At 34.7% G+C, this 15,068-nt stretch carries 12 protein-coding genes; all 12 read right to left on the bottom strand.

Annotated elements, in window-relative coordinates:
• Positions 1-707: prohibitin family protein (locus ACIQ2S_RS05150; protein WP_396173529.1), on the bottom strand; the 707-nt coding region annotated here is incomplete at its 3' end.
• 58 nt (positions 708-765) lie between these two features.
• Positions 766-1,269, bottom strand: a complete 504-nt coding sequence (locus tag ACIQ2S_RS05145; RefSeq protein ID WP_396173527.1) for a hypothetical protein — start codon at positions 1,267-1,269, stop codon at positions 766-768.
• A gap of 47 nt (positions 1,270-1,316) precedes the next feature.
• On the bottom strand, positions 1,317-2,432 hold the full coding sequence (locus ACIQ2S_RS05140) for an efflux RND transporter periplasmic adaptor subunit (protein ID WP_396173525.1): 1,116 nt from the start codon (positions 2,430-2,432) through the stop codon (positions 1,317-1,319).
• Between the two features lie 9 nt (positions 2,433-2,441).
• On the bottom strand, positions 2,442-6,791 hold the full coding sequence (locus ACIQ2S_RS05135; protein WP_396173523.1) for a CusA/CzcA family heavy metal efflux RND transporter: 4,350 nt from the start codon (positions 6,789-6,791) through the stop codon (positions 2,442-2,444).
• A 72-nt stretch (positions 6,792-6,863) separates the two neighbouring features.
• Positions 6,864-8,243: a sensor histidine kinase gene (locus ACIQ2S_RS05130; protein WP_396173521.1), complete on the bottom strand. Its 1,380-nt coding sequence runs from the start codon at positions 8,241-8,243 to the stop codon at positions 6,864-6,866.
• 20 nt (positions 8,244-8,263) lie between these two features.
• Positions 8,264-8,926: a response regulator transcription factor gene (locus ACIQ2S_RS05125; RefSeq protein WP_396173519.1), complete on the bottom strand. Its 663-nt coding sequence runs from the start codon at positions 8,924-8,926 to the stop codon at positions 8,264-8,266.
• Between the two features lies 1 nt (position 8,927).
• Positions 8,928-10,241 carry a DUF3570 domain-containing protein gene (locus ACIQ2S_RS05120; RefSeq protein WP_396173517.1) on the bottom strand — a complete coding sequence of 438 codons (1,314 nt, stop codon included), beginning with the start codon at positions 10,239-10,241 and terminating at the stop codon, positions 8,928-8,930.
• A gap of 20 nt (positions 10,242-10,261) precedes the next feature.
• Entirely contained in the window at positions 10,262-10,471 is a 210-nt protein-coding gene (locus ACIQ2S_RS05115; RefSeq protein ID WP_396173515.1) for a DUF4266 domain-containing protein, read from the bottom strand.
• A 76-nt stretch (positions 10,472-10,547) separates the two neighbouring features.
• Entirely contained in the window at positions 10,548-11,537 is a 990-nt protein-coding gene (locus ACIQ2S_RS05110; RefSeq protein WP_396173513.1) for an FAD:protein FMN transferase, read from the bottom strand.
• A gap of 4 nt (positions 11,538-11,541) precedes the next feature.
• Positions 11,542-12,291 carry a phosphatase PAP2 family protein gene (locus ACIQ2S_RS05105; RefSeq protein ID WP_396173510.1) on the bottom strand — a complete coding sequence of 250 codons (750 nt, stop codon included), beginning with the start codon at positions 12,289-12,291 and terminating at the stop codon, positions 11,542-11,544.
• A complete protein-coding gene (locus ACIQ2S_RS05100) occupies positions 12,291-12,725 on the bottom strand; it encodes a thioredoxin family protein (RefSeq protein ID WP_396173506.1) in 435 nt (144 codons plus the stop codon). The genes ACIQ2S_RS05105 and ACIQ2S_RS05100 overlap by 1 nt, the downstream gene beginning before the upstream one ends.
• A gap of 224 nt (positions 12,726-12,949) precedes the next feature.
• Entirely contained in the window at positions 12,950-14,911 is a 1,962-nt protein-coding gene (locus ACIQ2S_RS05095; protein ID WP_396173503.1) for an LTA synthase family protein, read from the bottom strand.
• Positions 14,912-15,068: the final 157 nt, after the last annotated feature.

The raw sequence follows: 15,068 nt of genomic DNA, 5'->3' as shown, positions 1-15,068 counted from the left end.
AAAATTTTATCTGTTAGCGATGCACTTAAAATTCGGTTGGCATTGGCTTTTCCTTCTGCTTCAATTCGTTGCCGTTCGGCTTCTTTTTGAGCTTTCTCTAACCGAAATTCGTATTCCAAACTTTCTTGCTCTTGCTTTAATTTGGTTTCAATAGCCGTTTTAATGGTTGCAGGTAAAGTGACATCGCGAACCAAAATCTCATTCAACTGAATAAATTGATTGGCTAGTATTTTTTGTGTTTCCGTAAAAATCTCATCTTGAATGGCATCTCTTTTGGTCGAATACAATTGTTCCGGAGTATATCTACCAACCACACTTCTTGCGGCTGAACGAATCGCGGGCCGAATCACCCGTTCGATGTAATTTTCTCCTTTTTCCTGATGTAACTTTCCGGTGTTTTCATATTGTGGATGAAACCAAGCCGTTGCATCTAATTTTATTTCCAAACCATTGGATGATAACACTTGCATTTCCTCCGAAAGCTCTTGCTGGCGAACTTCGTAAATAAATACGTCATTCCAAGGTGCAACCATATGAAAACCTTCGCCTAGTGGAGGTTTCTTTGTTTCTACACCACCGCCAAATGTTCTGTAAAGTACACCGGCTTGACCGGATTCAATAGTTATCGTTGATTTAAATAGAATAATGATAAGAATTATTAAACCGATAATTAACGGAATAAGTTTGAAATTGAATGCTTTGTTCATTGTATTTTTTTTGATTTTGATAAAGATACAAAAGGAAAATCAATCTTAAAAATTCGATTTAATGATCATCTGCATTTAAATCATTTTCCTTATTTATCGCACCTTCTGAAGGTGTGGTTGCATTGGCTCTAATTTCTGTATGTCTTATTTCGCCACCACTGGTACCGGTTTGTTGAGCGAAATAAACAGCTACGACTGCAACTCCAACCGTACCTATCGTGGTGAGTTTTGCAAGGGCACTTTTTTTATAAACTAAAATCAATGATAGCAATGACAATAAACCGGTAGCATATAAAAATAAGCTAAATGTTTCAGCCAATTCTTCATGCGTTTCAATTAATTGATCAGTAACTCCGGGAAGCTTTTCAGCAATTTCCTCTGCTCCTTCTCCTGTATTCATTGAAGCAAATCCAAATGCAGCTGCAATTATAAAAAGTACAAATGCCGTGTTTTTTAATGTTTGATTTTTAAAAATTAATCCGGCAATTAAAATGCCGAGTCCAAAAATCGTACCGATAATTGGAAAGTGGTTAACCACTAAGTGTAAATGGGCGTCGTTCATAATAGTATTGTTTAAAGGTTTAAAATTGTTTAAAGGTTTAAGATTGTTTAATTAGCTACGTCAAAAACCCCTTTGATTAAAATTTTTGAACTTGGTGTGATCCATTTATTTGGCATGATTTCTACAAACTGCTCCGATTTTTCTCCAACGGTTACAGCTACTTTATCAAAAACAAACCCGTTCTGTTCATTCACTAAAACCAACAGAAAAGTGGATTCCCCTTCAGTAATTAAAGCATCCTTTGGAACTGCAAATCCCTTTTTTGAATTCACGATAATTTCTGCTTCTACAAACATACCCGTTAATAAAAAGTGTTTCACTTTTGGGTCTAATGCACCATAAACTTTAATGGTACGATCGTTACTTTCAATTGACTTCCCTACTAAAACTACGTTTGCAGTAAAAGTTTCTTCTGATGCTTCGGGGACTTTAAAGCGAATGTTCTGCCCTGTTTTAACTTGTAAAATATCTTTTTCAAAAACGGCAAGATCTACTTGTAAATGATTGGTGTCCACAATCTCCAAAATTACATCTGACGGAGCCATAAACATTCCGACCGTTGCATTCATTACTGTAACATCACCGGAAATAGGTGCGAAAACAGTAATGACTGATGTGAAATTTCCGCGTTCTACTTGAACGGGATTGATATTAAGTAACAGCAATTTTTCTTTTAAGCCTTGGTACATCCCTTTGGCTCTTCGATAATCGCTTTCAGCTTTCAAATAATTCTTTTGAGAGGTGATTTTCTCGTCAAACAAGGTTTTCTGACGTTCGTATTCCGATTTTAAATAAGTTATTTGCTCCGCTACTTCCAAATAATCTTTCTGAATATCAATGTATTCGCTGTTTTCCAATGTAAGTAACGCTTTACCTTTACTGACTTTATCTCCAACCATCAATTGAGTTGACTTAACATATCCACCCAAGAACGTATTGACTTTGGCTCTATTTTGAGGCGAAACATCGATTTTTCCGGTGGCTTTAACAGTAACATCAAAATCTTGCTCGGTTAACGAACCCATTTCCATGGCTGAAGCGGAAAATTGTTCTTTTGAAAGTGTAATAATTCCATTGACAGGTGCAGATGTTTCTTCTGCAACCTCCTTTTTACATGAAAAAAGGGATGCTAAAAGGAATAAGGTATATACTGATTTTTTCATGCTTGCTCTTTAAAAATTAAAATATTGGGCATCTAATTGGGTCAAATTATAATTTAAAACGGCTTCTAAATAATCGACTTGAATAGTGGTTGCGTTTTCTAAACTGATGATGTATTGAAAAAAATCGATCTCCCCATTTTTATAACTGCTTTCGGCTACTTTGGTAATTTCTGAAGATAAATTTTTTCCGTAATTGGTGTAATAATTGATGGCTTCTTCGAACTTTGCCAATTCATTTTGTTTCTGATTTACAAAAGCATCCATTTTCAGTTCTTGATTTTGCCGTTGTTGCTCCCAACTTTCCAATTCTAATTGTGCTACTTTAGATTTTGCTATATTTCCGGAAAAAACTAAAGGAATGGAAACGCCCAATTGAATTCCGTATAAAGGTTGCGAAATACCACTATTAGTGCCTTGAAAATATTCAACATTTAAATCTGGTAGCCAATTTTGTTTTTGCAACGATACATTGGATGCATAGCTTTGTTTGATTTTTTCATAGTAATCGGAATACAATCCTCTATTCGATTTATTTTCTAATAGACGCAAGGGTTCAATCGAATTTGCAGAAATGACCATTGGTTGATCGGATTGAACAATGGATTGTAGCAATTCATAGGCAATTGATTTTTCTCTTTCAATTTGAATTAATTTCGTTTTTATTTGACGAAACTTCGCTTCGGCTGTAATTTTTTCCAGATAATTGGTTTCTCCCAATTCAAACCGACGGTCACTGGCTTTTGAAAAACTCTGGTACAAACTATCTAATAATTGGTACAAACGTTCCTGATGTTGCCAGTAAACAATCTGAAAATACGTTTTGGAAACTTCTACAGCTAATTTATTTTTTAAAAGTTCATTTTTTGCTTTTTCTTTTTCATATTCGGATGTAAAGAATCTTTTTTGTGCTCCATAAACTGTGGGAAATAATACAGATTGCGAAACACCAAATACAGATAACGGCAGGTTATTCAATGCTAAATTATTTTCGTCGTAACTGTAATACACATTTGTTTTTTCGAGCGACAAAGCTGTTTTTATTTGTGCATTGGTCTTATCCACTTGCAATTGAGCAGCTTTGATTTCTTTGTTGTTTGAAATAGCTTTTTCAATTAAATCATTCAGTTGATTATCTGAACTTGTAACCGTTGTATTTTGAGCAAAACTTACTATAGGGATTAGAAATAAAAGCAAAACATACGTTTTTGTATGATGTTTTTTAAATTTAGGTTTTTTAAATTCTTTTTCATCCAATACTTTAAATAAAATGGGTAAAACGATCATCGTTAATAAGGTTGCTGTGAACAATCCACCAATAACAACGGTTGCCAGTGGTCGTTGCACTTCTGCTCCTGCTGATGAAGAGATTGCCATCGGTAAAAACCCGAGTGCGGCAGCTGCTGCGGTCAGTAAAACCGGTCGTAATCGGTCCGTAGTTCCTTTTAAAATAAGTTCATTCATATTGGTCATACCCTGGTGTTTTAGTTCTTTAAAATGTTCTATCAAAACAATACCATTTAAAACTGCAATACCAAAAAGAGCAATGAAACCGACACCTGCCGAAATACTAAAGGGTAAATCACGCATCCATAAAAACAATACGCCACCCACGGCAGATAAAGGAATGGCAGAATAAACCATCAATGCCTCTTTGATTGAGCCAAACGCAAAATGGAGCAAGACGAAAATTAAAAACAAAGCGATGGGTACGGCAATTAAAAGTCGGGCTTTTGCACTTTGGAGGTTTTCAAACTGACCGCCATAGGTCACATAATAACCTGTGGGAAGCTTGATTTTTGTCTCAACAATTGTTTGAATATCATCTACCACACTTTGTAAATCTCGGTTTCGTACATTAATTCCCACCACAATTCGTCGGTTGGTATTGTCGCGTGAAATTTTTGCAGGTCCTTCGGTATATTCGATTGTTGCTAACTCACGAAGCGGAATTTGTTCGCCAGCCGGTGTTGAAACATACAGGTTTCGCAAATCTTCAATATCTTTTCGGTTGCTTTGGTCTAAACGGATGACCAAATCAAAACGCTTGGCTCCTTCAAAAACGGTTCCTACCATTTTTCCGGCAAAACCTAAAGCGATCAGTTCGTTCAAATCGGCAATATTTAATCCGTAACGAGCAATTTTAGTTCTATCAAACTGAACAGCCATTTGTGGAAGCCCTTCTGTTTTTTCGATGATCACATCGGAGGCTCCTTTTACATTTTTTATAGCTTTTGCCACCTCGTTCGCTTTTTTTGCTAAAATATCTAAATCGTCACCAAAAATCTTTACCGCTACATCTGAGCGTGTTCCTGAAATCAACTCATTAAAACGCATTTCGATGGGTTGTGTAAACTCGATTTCCATGTTTGGAATTTTCTTTTCAATAGCAGCTTTAATTTTATCGGCTAATTCATCTTTAGAAGCTGCCGAAACCCATTCGGATTTTGGCTTTAGTTTGACGATGATATCACTTTCTTCCATTGACATAGGGTCAGTGGGTACTTCGGCAGCACCAATTCTGCTCACCACTTGATTAACTTCAGGAAAGTTCTTTAAGATAATTGTTTCAATTTTAGTTGTAGTTTCAATGGTTTTAGTTAAGGAAGTACCTGTTTTTAAAACGGGTTGGATGACAAAATCGCCTTCATCAAGGGTTGGAATAAACTCCCCTCCCATGGTGGCAAATAAACCAACAGCTAAGAAAAGTAAAGCTAACGCACCGTACAATACCTTTTTAGTGTTAGACAAAGCCCAAGTTATTACTGGTAAATACCATGCATTTAACTTATTAATCAGTTTATTAGAAATGGAATTGGGGTTTTCTTCTCTTGGTTTTAAGAACAAGGAGGCTACTACTGGCACATAGGTAAAGCAAAAAATCATGGCACCTATCAAAGCAAAACTAAAAGTCATTGCCATGGGTTTAAACATCTTCCCTTCTACCCCGGAAAGGGATAATATCGGAATGAAAACAATTAAAATAATCAACTGACCGAAAATGGCAGAATTCATCATTTTAGAGGCACTTTTATAGGTAATTTTATCGATTTCCAATTGCATTGCTACTTTTTCCATACCCACTAAATGCTTGGATTTTTGAGCAATTTGAAAAGCAATAAATTCAACAATAATTACGGCTCCGTCAATGATAATTCCAAAGTCGATTGCTCCTAAACTCATTAAATTGGCATCGATTCCGAAAATATTCATAAAAGAAATGGCAAAAAGTAAACACAACGGAATAACCGATGCTACAACCAAACCCGAACGCCAATTTCCTAGCAAAAGTACTACCACAAAGATGACGATTAAACAACCAAGAATTAAATTTTCAGCGACAGTGAATGTCGTTTTTCCAACCAATTCACTTCGTTCTAAAAAGCCGTTGATGTAAACTCCCTCGGGTAAGGATTTTTGGATTTCTGCCACACGATCTTTTACATCATCAATCACTTGTTTTGAATTGGCACCTTTGAGCATCATGACTTGACCCAATACTTTTTCGCCTTCACCATTTCCGGTGATGGCTCCAAATCGATTGGCATGACCGAAACGAACAGTGGCAACATTCTTAATATAAATGGGTACGCCGTTACTATTTTTAACAACTATGTTTTCTATATCTTCAAGTGAATTTACTTTTCCTTCACCACGAATAAAATAACTTTGATTTACTTTTTCGATGTAGGCTCCACCTGCTATGCTATTATTTTTTTCTAATGCTAAAAATACTTCCGAAATAGTGATATTCATTGCATGCAGATGAGCAGGTACAATGGCCACTTCATATTGTTTTAAATAGCCTCCCCAAGTATTGATTTCGACTACTCCCTTTATTCCGGACAATTGCCGTTTGACAATCCAGTCCTGAATGGTTCGTAGGTCGGTTACAGAATACTGACTTTTAAATTCGGGTTTTACTTCGAGTGTATATTGATAAATTTCACCCAAACCGGTTGTAATGGGTCCCATTTCGGGTGTGCCAAAACCTTCCGGTATTTTTTCGGAGGCTGTTTTAATTTTTTCTGCAATTAATTGACGAGGAAGATAAGTCCCAATGGCATCATCAAAAACGATGGTTACAACTGACAAACCGAATTTTGAAATGGAACGGATTTCTTTGACGCTAGGTAAATTAGCCATTTCCAACTCTACGGGATACGTTATATATTGCTCGATATCTTCTGTGGAAAGGTTACGTGAAGTGGTAATTACCTGTACTTGATTATTAGTAACATCCGGAACAGCACCAATAGAAATTTGAAAAACTGAAAACAGTCCGAAACCAATTACTCCCAATGTGAAGAGTAAGATAATGAGTTTATTTTTTAAACTAAATGCAATTATTTTTTCGAGCATTGGGTTTCTATTTATTTCTGTAAATTTACTCTAAAAAATAAATAGATTACTTAAGAATGACTTAGGAAAGCCTCAGGGAAACCTTAATAATACCGCTGTTCCTTGTTTGAGTTTGCTTTCAATTTCAAAGGTAATATCCAATAAATCAGCTAATCTATTTACGATTGACAAGCCAAGTCCGGTTCCTTTAATTTCGCGGTGTTGCACACTTTGGGAACGATAAAACCTATTGCCAATTTTGTTTAAATCTTCATTGGAAATACCCATTCCTTCATCTACTATTTTACAAATTACATGGCCATTTTCTTTATCTAAAGTTACAAAAATTTCTCCGTTTTCATCGGAATATTTGATAGCATTTGACAAAAGATTACTAATAATTATTGAGATTAAATAAACATCGGAAGTAATCGTATATTCCTCGTTGAAATTCGTGTGAACGGTAATTTTTTTTAAATTTATTTTTTCTGAATAGCGAGCCAGAATATCTAAAACAATTGCATTCAAAAATACAGGTTCCTTTTTATTGGTCTGCTTTTGGTTTTCAAAGCGAGCTAGCAGTAATAATTCATCTACTAAGGTATTCATGCGATCAACTTCTTTTACACAAAAATTGATTTTCTCTTCATATTCGGCTTGGTTTCTTGGTTTTCGAACCAAAACTTCTAAGGTTCCTTTAATGATTGCTAAGGGTGTTCGCAATTCATGAGAAGCATCAGAAGTAAACTGTTTTTCACGATCGATGGCATTTTCAATTCGGTCCAACAGATCATTGATTGTTTTAGACAACACATACAATTCATCTTTGTTTGGAGGCAAGTTGATTCTTGAGGAAAGGTTGTCTTTACTTATTTGACTTGAAATAGCAATAATTGAATTGATGGGTTGGATACTTCGACCTGCAAAAAACCGAGCAGTTAAAAAGAGTACTAAAAGAATTAAAGGAAAAGAAACCAACAGAATGGTACGCAAATTTGTTAAAACCATTGCTGCATCATCCAATGACATCGCAACAATTAAATATCCAACGATTTGCTCTTTATCGAATAACGGCACTTGAATTTGTCGAATTGGTTTAGTATTCAAGTACGTGTCAACAAATTGATTGTCTCGATCTTCCGTATATAATTTTAAATTTAGATTTTTAAGATTGGGCGATTTATCAATCAACTCGTCATTTACATCTAAAAACTGAATAAAAACCGGATTCACATCAACAGCGTTATGTTCGCGATCTCTCCATTGATCAACTTGGATTAAATAGGTATTGTTTTGATCAATTTCAATTTCTTCCAAATGCTTTTCTACTTCCACTTCAATATCGGTATTGATGTGATTGTAAACACTAAAACTTACGATTTGATAGATTGCAAAAAACACGATCGCGATAAGTAATGCGGTACTTACGAGATAATAAAAAGCAATTCTGTTTCTAAATGAAAAAGCGTTCATTGAATGGAAATGGGTACTTTTTATTCGTTGGCAATATAACCTACGCCACGAATGGTTTTGATATAATCTACTTCTTTTATGCTATTTAATTTTCTTCGAATGGCATTCATAAAAACATCAATCACACCTGTATCATATTCAAAATGAATATCCCAAACGTCTTCAATAATTTGATTCCGAGTGCAAACGGTTCCTTTATTTTTAACCAAATACAGTAAAAGTTCATATTCTCTTTGGGTTAAAACAACTTCTTGGTCTTCTAAAAAAACCTGATGTTTGGATTGAATGAATTTCAACTCTTTTAATTCAACAACATCTTTTTCATTTTGTTTTCTAAAATGAATTTTAATACGTTCCAACAATTCTTCAAAACTAAATGGTTTTTTGATGTAATCATTTGCACCCGCCTTTAAACCTTCAATTGTTTCCTGAACTGTATCTTTTGCAGTTAAAAAGATGATTGGCGTGGTTGTGTTTTCTTTGCGAAAAGACAAACAAACCTCTAATCCGGAAAGCTTGGGTAACATCCAGTCTAAAAGAATCAAATCAGGTTTTTGAGCAATCGCTTGATCTAATCCGTCCTGACCATTAGAAGCCACAATTATTACGTAGCCTTCTTCTTCTAAACCTTGCTTGAGGAAGGTTGCAATGCCTGCTTCGTCTTCTACTATTAAAATTTTCATTTTAGTTCATAATAAATTTCATCCCTAAAGATAAGATATCTGCCTCTAATCCGTCACTTCTACTGTAATGATTGTAACGCAAATCGATATTTTTTAATCCGAATTTCCAAATGTGAGCAGCTGTAAAAATATCCGTATAATTTAAGCCACCGCCGTATTGATGGGCATCAAAAGTAGATAAATCATAGTCGGATGTATAGAACTCTTCGGTTGACAGATGCGTGTCGTAGGGAGCAAAATAATCCGCTTCGCTTTGCGTATAATACCGATAAATTGGAAAAATGGTAAAACGGTCGGTTATCTTATAAGGCAATTCAATACTTGCTGTATGTGAAGAAAGTCCCCAATTATCTGTATAATATCTATAATACGTTCGCAAAACCAATTTCTCATTTAAGTAATAATTCCATCGAGCTCCGATGGGCAATTTAAAACGCGTATCCGGTAAACGTTCAATATCATCTGCTAAGTGAAATTCATTGATAAACGAATTGTCAACATCTGCAAAATAAACGCGTTGGTAGGGCGTGGAAAGCAAACCTTGTTGTTGTAAAACATCTACAAAGAGCGATAATTGCATCTTTTTATTAACAACTTGTGAGAAACTCAACGATAATGCAAATGAGTTTCTGTTTTTATTTTCTTGGAACGAAAATGCCATAGGATTGTAATTAGTGTTTCCTATGATAGTAAAATCATTGAATATCCCTCCGTTTAACGAATTTCCATTGTCTTTAAAATCTTGTAATTCCTTGGGATAAATGGGTTGCCAAGTATCCAAATAAACGTTGGCTGCCAAACCTATTTCGGTGTTTTTATTATTGAAAAGTTTGGTTAAACCTCCACCAAAACCAATGGAGGAATAGTCATATTCTACAGAACCCGAAATATGAGCATTCCAAATAGTATTCCGATCATCTGAACTGTGACTATAATTAAGTACCATCGTGGTCAATACATCTTGTGCGGATGCACCTGAACTTGCCTGCCATGGACTTGGCGTTGCACTGTCAAATGGATTGATATTGCCGGAAGAAGCCGATGAATAGGCGGAAATACCTAAGTCAGCTGTCAACACATCGTCATCATTTAAAGGTACAGCCACAACAATTGTTGGTGTAATATCTGTTAATTCCTCCATTCCCTTTCCTCCTGAAACAGCCGAATGAACTCCGTCTTGCTGGTAGTAACTCATTAAGAAGTCTACTTCAATTGATTCTAAAACTCTTTTTTTAAATACAATGGTTGTATCTTTCTCCTGAGCAAAGATACTCGCTGAAATAATGGCGAATACTAAAATAAAATAATTTTTCATTGGTCAAAAATGTGTGCTAATTAATTACAACCACAACCGCCACCGGTTTTTCCACCATTGGCTCCAGCTGCAGCTTCGCGATACACTTGAAAATTGGTTTCAAAACGTTCCGAGGAACGAGCTGCCAATTTCATATCGGGGTCGTTGATTTTTTCTTTTTCGTATTCTTTTACTGAACTGCAAGATTGTAATGCGAAAAGAATGAGTGCTAGAATTGATACTACTTTCATATTTACTGTTTTTTGAACACGGATGACACAGATTTTAAAAAAATTTCTAGAATAAATTTGGTCAGAAGTGAAATTATTATTGTTTTTCAAACTTTTTTAAATCAATATTTTTTGAAGCATGGACACTTCCTTGATCATCAACGATGATGCATTCAATACCCTTTAGTTGATTGACTAAATCTAAACCTACTTCTACACCCAACACAAAAATTCCTGTAGCTAAAGCATCGGCAATTTCAGTGGTTTTGGCAAAAACTGACACACTTACAACTCCGGTTGCCGGATAACCGGTTCTGGGGTCGATGATGTGCGAATAGCGTTTTCCGTTAAAGGTGACATATTTTTCATAGCTACCAGAAGTTTCAACCGCACTGTCCTCCAAAGGGAAGGTGGCAAATACTTTGTTCTTATTCATTGGGTTAACAATTGCAACCGTCCACGGTTTTCCATCGGGTTGTTTGCCCCAAGCAAAAATATCACCAGACACGTTTACTATTCCTGATTTACAGCCTTTCGATAGCATTAAAGCCTTGATTTTATCAGCAATATAACCTTGTCCTATACCACCTAAACCCAACTTCATACCCTCGTTTTTCAGAAAGATGGTTGATTCATCTGTATTCAAAATAATATTTTGATAACCTACTTTAGCCACTGATTTTTTAATGGCTTCTTCGGTGGGCATTTCTTTCATAGTGCCATCAAACTTCCAAATTCGGTCCATCGAGGCATAGGAAATATCAAAGGCTCCGTTGGTTAATTTAGAAATCTTGATGGCTCGTTCCACCAATTCAAAAACCTCTTGATCTACTTTTATCGGTTTGCTACCTGCATTTTGATTAACTTTTGAAATTTGCGTGGTTGGAATCCAATCGGAGATTAAATTTTCAATACGTTTCACTTCACCAATTGCTGCATCAATATATGCATTGGCTTGCACAGTGTCCTTTGCCACAACTGTCATTTCAAATGGACTACCTAGTAGCTGAGTGGTACGTTTTACTTGTATCTGAGCATCGGCCATAAATACTTGTAAAATGAACATAAAAATAAGAACACTTTTCATTTGCTTAAAACTGTTTGATGAAAGACAAACCATAATTTTTATTGGTAATTATTGGCGTTAAAAAATTCATTCCTGTGGATTTTTCAGATTTAAATAATTTACTATTTACAATAGGATAAATCCAGTAGGCAATCTTCGTACTTAAAATTCCGATTCCAGCTCCCGTTACAACATCTGTAAACCAGTGTCTATTATTATACATTCTAAAAAATCCTGTTCCGGCAGCAACAATATATCCCGAGATACCGTAGGCAATTGAAACATCTTTATATTCTTGCCATAAAAACTCAGCTCCCATAAAAGCGATGGCTGTATGTCCGGAAGGAAATGAATCGTATGAACTACCATCTGGACGTTGAACATTTGTCACTGATTTTAGTGTTAAAACCGTACCGCTTGTTATTAAAAACGCTGTTGACAATATGATTGTACGGTCTCTAAAATTATTATTTCCTTCGACACCTGCAAGATTCAAAGCATAGGCCGAAACTGCAGGTACAAAAACCAAAAAATCATCAATTGAAAATTGCGTATCGATATTTTCGGTAAACTCTTCATTAATATTTGCATCGTACCCTTTAATCTTTTCACTTTCAATTCCTGCAGCACCGTATCCTATAAAAATTGTTGGTATAATTAATTGTTTCCAATTAAATTGCAGTTGTTTTGTATTGCCACTATAAATTGTATCGGTAATTTGACCGATAACTATGTTAGAAAAAAGTAGTGCAAATAAAAAATAAACAAATTTCACTATTCAGTCATTTTTTTCAACATTGCAACATATTCCTCTGCAGATATATTTTTAAAACCGGTCATACCCAATACTTTACCGTTTTTATCCAGTAAAACAACCAAAGGAAAACTTCCTCCACTGTTGTATTTCTCAGCTAATTTTTTATTCTGTTCCGTTAATTCTGGAGCTAATTGATTGGCTTTCTTTTTAGGAAAATCAGCTTTATAGGTCACCCAACTTTTGGTTGCTTCTTTCTGAAAGGCGTCCGACATCCAAACGGTTTTTTCCAATTTAATACAAGGGGCACACCAATCGGAGCCTGAAAACACCAAAATGATGTTTTTATTTTCTTTAATTGCAAGTGCTTTAGCATCATCGAAATTGGTTTGCCAGTTTTGAGAAAACAAACAATTGGATAGGAACAATGTAATAACAACTACTAATTTCTTCATCTTTATATGTACAAATTTGATTATTCAAAATTAACGTAAATAGTAGGAAAAAATTTGTTTTGCAAGTTAATTTAAGTGAATCTTAATTTTGTAAGGTCAAAACTTATACTGTTTAAGTTAGCACTCTCATTGTGATTGTCTGATTTTCTATCTTGAAAAATCCACTGTTAACTTGTAAAATAATTTTGAAATTGATTTTATTTTATGGCTCTTTTTTAATGAACTTATTTTAGCAAACCATTCGTAAATAAATAATCGGCTGTTTGGTAGTTGGCTATTGTATGTTTCTTTAAATCGATGTTCATTGGTAAATTTTTCAGTGAATTATCCACGTCATTCCATTGATACATCTGTTCCTTTTTTTGATTAGACAAAATTAGTACTTCATGCTTTTTGTCCATCATGGCAAGTTTTAAATAGGTTCCCATAAACGCTCGTTCTTCATATCTTGGTTCCAACACATTTTTTCCATAAAAATTAGATGTATAATCCCAATTTAAAAGCCCAAATAACGTTGGGAACAAATCGATTTGCGAACATAGTTTATCCACTTTTTGATTGGGAATAGCAGGTCCTAGAATAAACGCAGGAATATGATAATTTTTCACATCAATTTCGTCTTTACCTGCAGAACTCGCACAATGGTCGGCCACTAGAATAAAAATAGTGTTTTTAAACCAAGGTTTGTTCTTAGATTCTTCAAACAATTGTTTGACAGCAAAATCAGCATATTGAACAGCTCCATTTCTGCCAGTACCAGATGGAATAATTATTTTCTTATCCGGATACGTATACGGTCTATGATTGGAAGTGGTCATTACAAAATTAAAAAATGGCTTACCTTTACTGTAATATTCATCGGCAACTTGGATGGTTTTGATAAATATATCTTCATCACAAATACCCCATGCGTTTTCAAAATTGACTTCGTTATCCGCTACAGTGTGTCGAGTAGTTTTGATGACATCGCTTAATATACTACCTCTGCCGCGGTCGTAAATATCAAATCCATTTCCGCCATAAAATACATTCATGTTATCAAAATAGCCATCGCCACCATAGAAAAAATTACATTGATAGCCCTTTCCACGGAATACATTAGATATGGTGAATAAATTTTTATTATCAGGTCGTTTCACCACACTACTGCCTGGAGTTGGAGGCATAGACAATGTTACTGCTTCCATCCCGCGAACAGTTCTATTTCCCGTTGCATATAAATTGGTGAAAAATAAACTGTTTTGAGCCAAAACATCCAAGAAGGGGGTAATACTTTTTTCGTTGCCAAACTCACGCATAAATTCGGCACTCATGCTTTCCATCAATATAAAAATCACATTTGGATGCTGGTTTGAGTGAATTGAATCACGTATTTCTCTTTTTATAGACTTACTATTTACTAGAAAATTTGTATTCGAATTTGAAAAATTCAGACGTACAAGTGTAAAAGCTTCATCATCTGAAATGGTACTATAAAATGTAGGAAAATCCAATTGATTGTTTCGCAATTCAGCAAAGAACGAATATATGCCTGCTTTGGAGATTTCGTTAGTAAATCTGTTTTCAGACCATTCAGCAGTTGAATTTTTAATAAAGAACACATAACTTAAGGTAATTAGAAATACAAGTGCCAAAGGAATCACTCGAAATTTAAGAGCTATTTTATCTTCAAAAACACTTTTGAAATAACCATTTTTGAAGAAAAATAAAAATACTCCAAACGAAATCAACAACATTGATGGAATTAAAAAGACCAAAGGATAACTTTGATTGATGTTTTGAACAACTTCGAAGGTGTAAATTAAGTAATCGACTGCAACAAAATTAAACCGAGATTTAAATTCATCCCAAAAGGTGATTTCAGCAAAAAAAGTAAAAACCAAAACGATTATAGTAAGTGCAAAAAAGGTATAAACTGCAATTTTATCAAATCTACTTCCAATCCATTTTTTTGGCAGTAGTAAAAGATATATTGATGAAAATAACCAAATAAAAGAGAGTACACCTAAATCAAAAAACAAACCAATAAAAAATGTTTGTATTAATTCCAATGGTGCATGAGATATTTCACCCCACTGCCAAACTATAAAAATAACTCGCAGTATAAAAGAAAACAACAAAAACCATTTAGAAAATCCAATCAGCAATTGATAGCGGGCAGGGAACAATTTATCTAAAAATAACATACCTAAAATTTTAAACAAATTTCAAGTATCTATCATTTAGCTAGCTTAAGAAGAACTAAAGTGTTTATTAAGATTCGCTTAAATCAACCCGTTGTACTTCCGAATAAACCATTCAGCCGCTAAAGACAATGCAATCAAAACCAATAACCAAATCCAT

Origin of the sequence: Flavobacterium sp. (assembly GCF_044371705.1) — a bacterium.
Lineage (GTDB): Bacteria > Bacteroidota > Bacteroidia > Flavobacteriales > Flavobacteriaceae > Flavobacterium.
The sequence above is the reverse complement of the archived record's forward strand: the minus strand, read 5'-3'. Positions and strand labels throughout refer to the sequence as shown.

What these genes read in the sequence shown, in the direction of transcription:
- ACIQ2S_RS05145 (WP_396173527.1), bottom strand. Translation starts at nt 1,269, where the DNA reads ATGAACGACGCCCATTTACACTTAGTGGTTAACCACTTTCCAATTATC.
- ACIQ2S_RS05140 (WP_396173525.1), bottom strand. Translation starts at nt 2,432, where the DNA reads ATGAAAAAATCAGTATATACCTTATTCCTTTTAGCATCCCTTTTTTCA.
- ACIQ2S_RS05135 (WP_396173523.1), bottom strand. Translation starts at nt 6,791, where the DNA reads ATGCTCGAAAAAATAATTGCATTTAGTTTAAAAAATAAACTCATTATC.
- ACIQ2S_RS05130 (WP_396173521.1), bottom strand. Translation starts at nt 8,243, where the DNA reads ATGAACGCTTTTTCATTTAGAAACAGAATTGCTTTTTATTATCTCGTA.
- ACIQ2S_RS05125 (WP_396173519.1), bottom strand. Translation starts at nt 8,926, where the DNA reads ATGAAAATTTTAATAGTAGAAGACGAAGCAGGCATTGCAACCTTCCTC.
- ACIQ2S_RS05120 (WP_396173517.1), bottom strand. Translation starts at nt 10,241, where the DNA reads ATGAAAAATTATTTTATTTTAGTATTCGCCATTATTTCAGCGAGTATC.
- ACIQ2S_RS05115 (WP_396173515.1), bottom strand. Translation starts at nt 10,471, where the DNA reads ATGAAAGTAGTATCAATTCTAGCACTCATTCTTTTCGCATTACAATCT.
- ACIQ2S_RS05110 (WP_396173513.1), bottom strand. Translation starts at nt 11,537, where the DNA reads ATGAAAAGTGTTCTTATTTTTATGTTCATTTTACAAGTATTTATGGCC.
- ACIQ2S_RS05100 (WP_396173506.1), bottom strand. Translation starts at nt 12,725, where the DNA reads ATGAAGAAATTAGTAGTTGTTATTACATTGTTCCTATCCAATTGTTTG.
- ACIQ2S_RS05095 (WP_396173503.1), bottom strand. Translation starts at nt 14,911, where the DNA reads ATGTTATTTTTAGATAAATTGTTCCCTGCCCGCTATCAATTGCTGATT.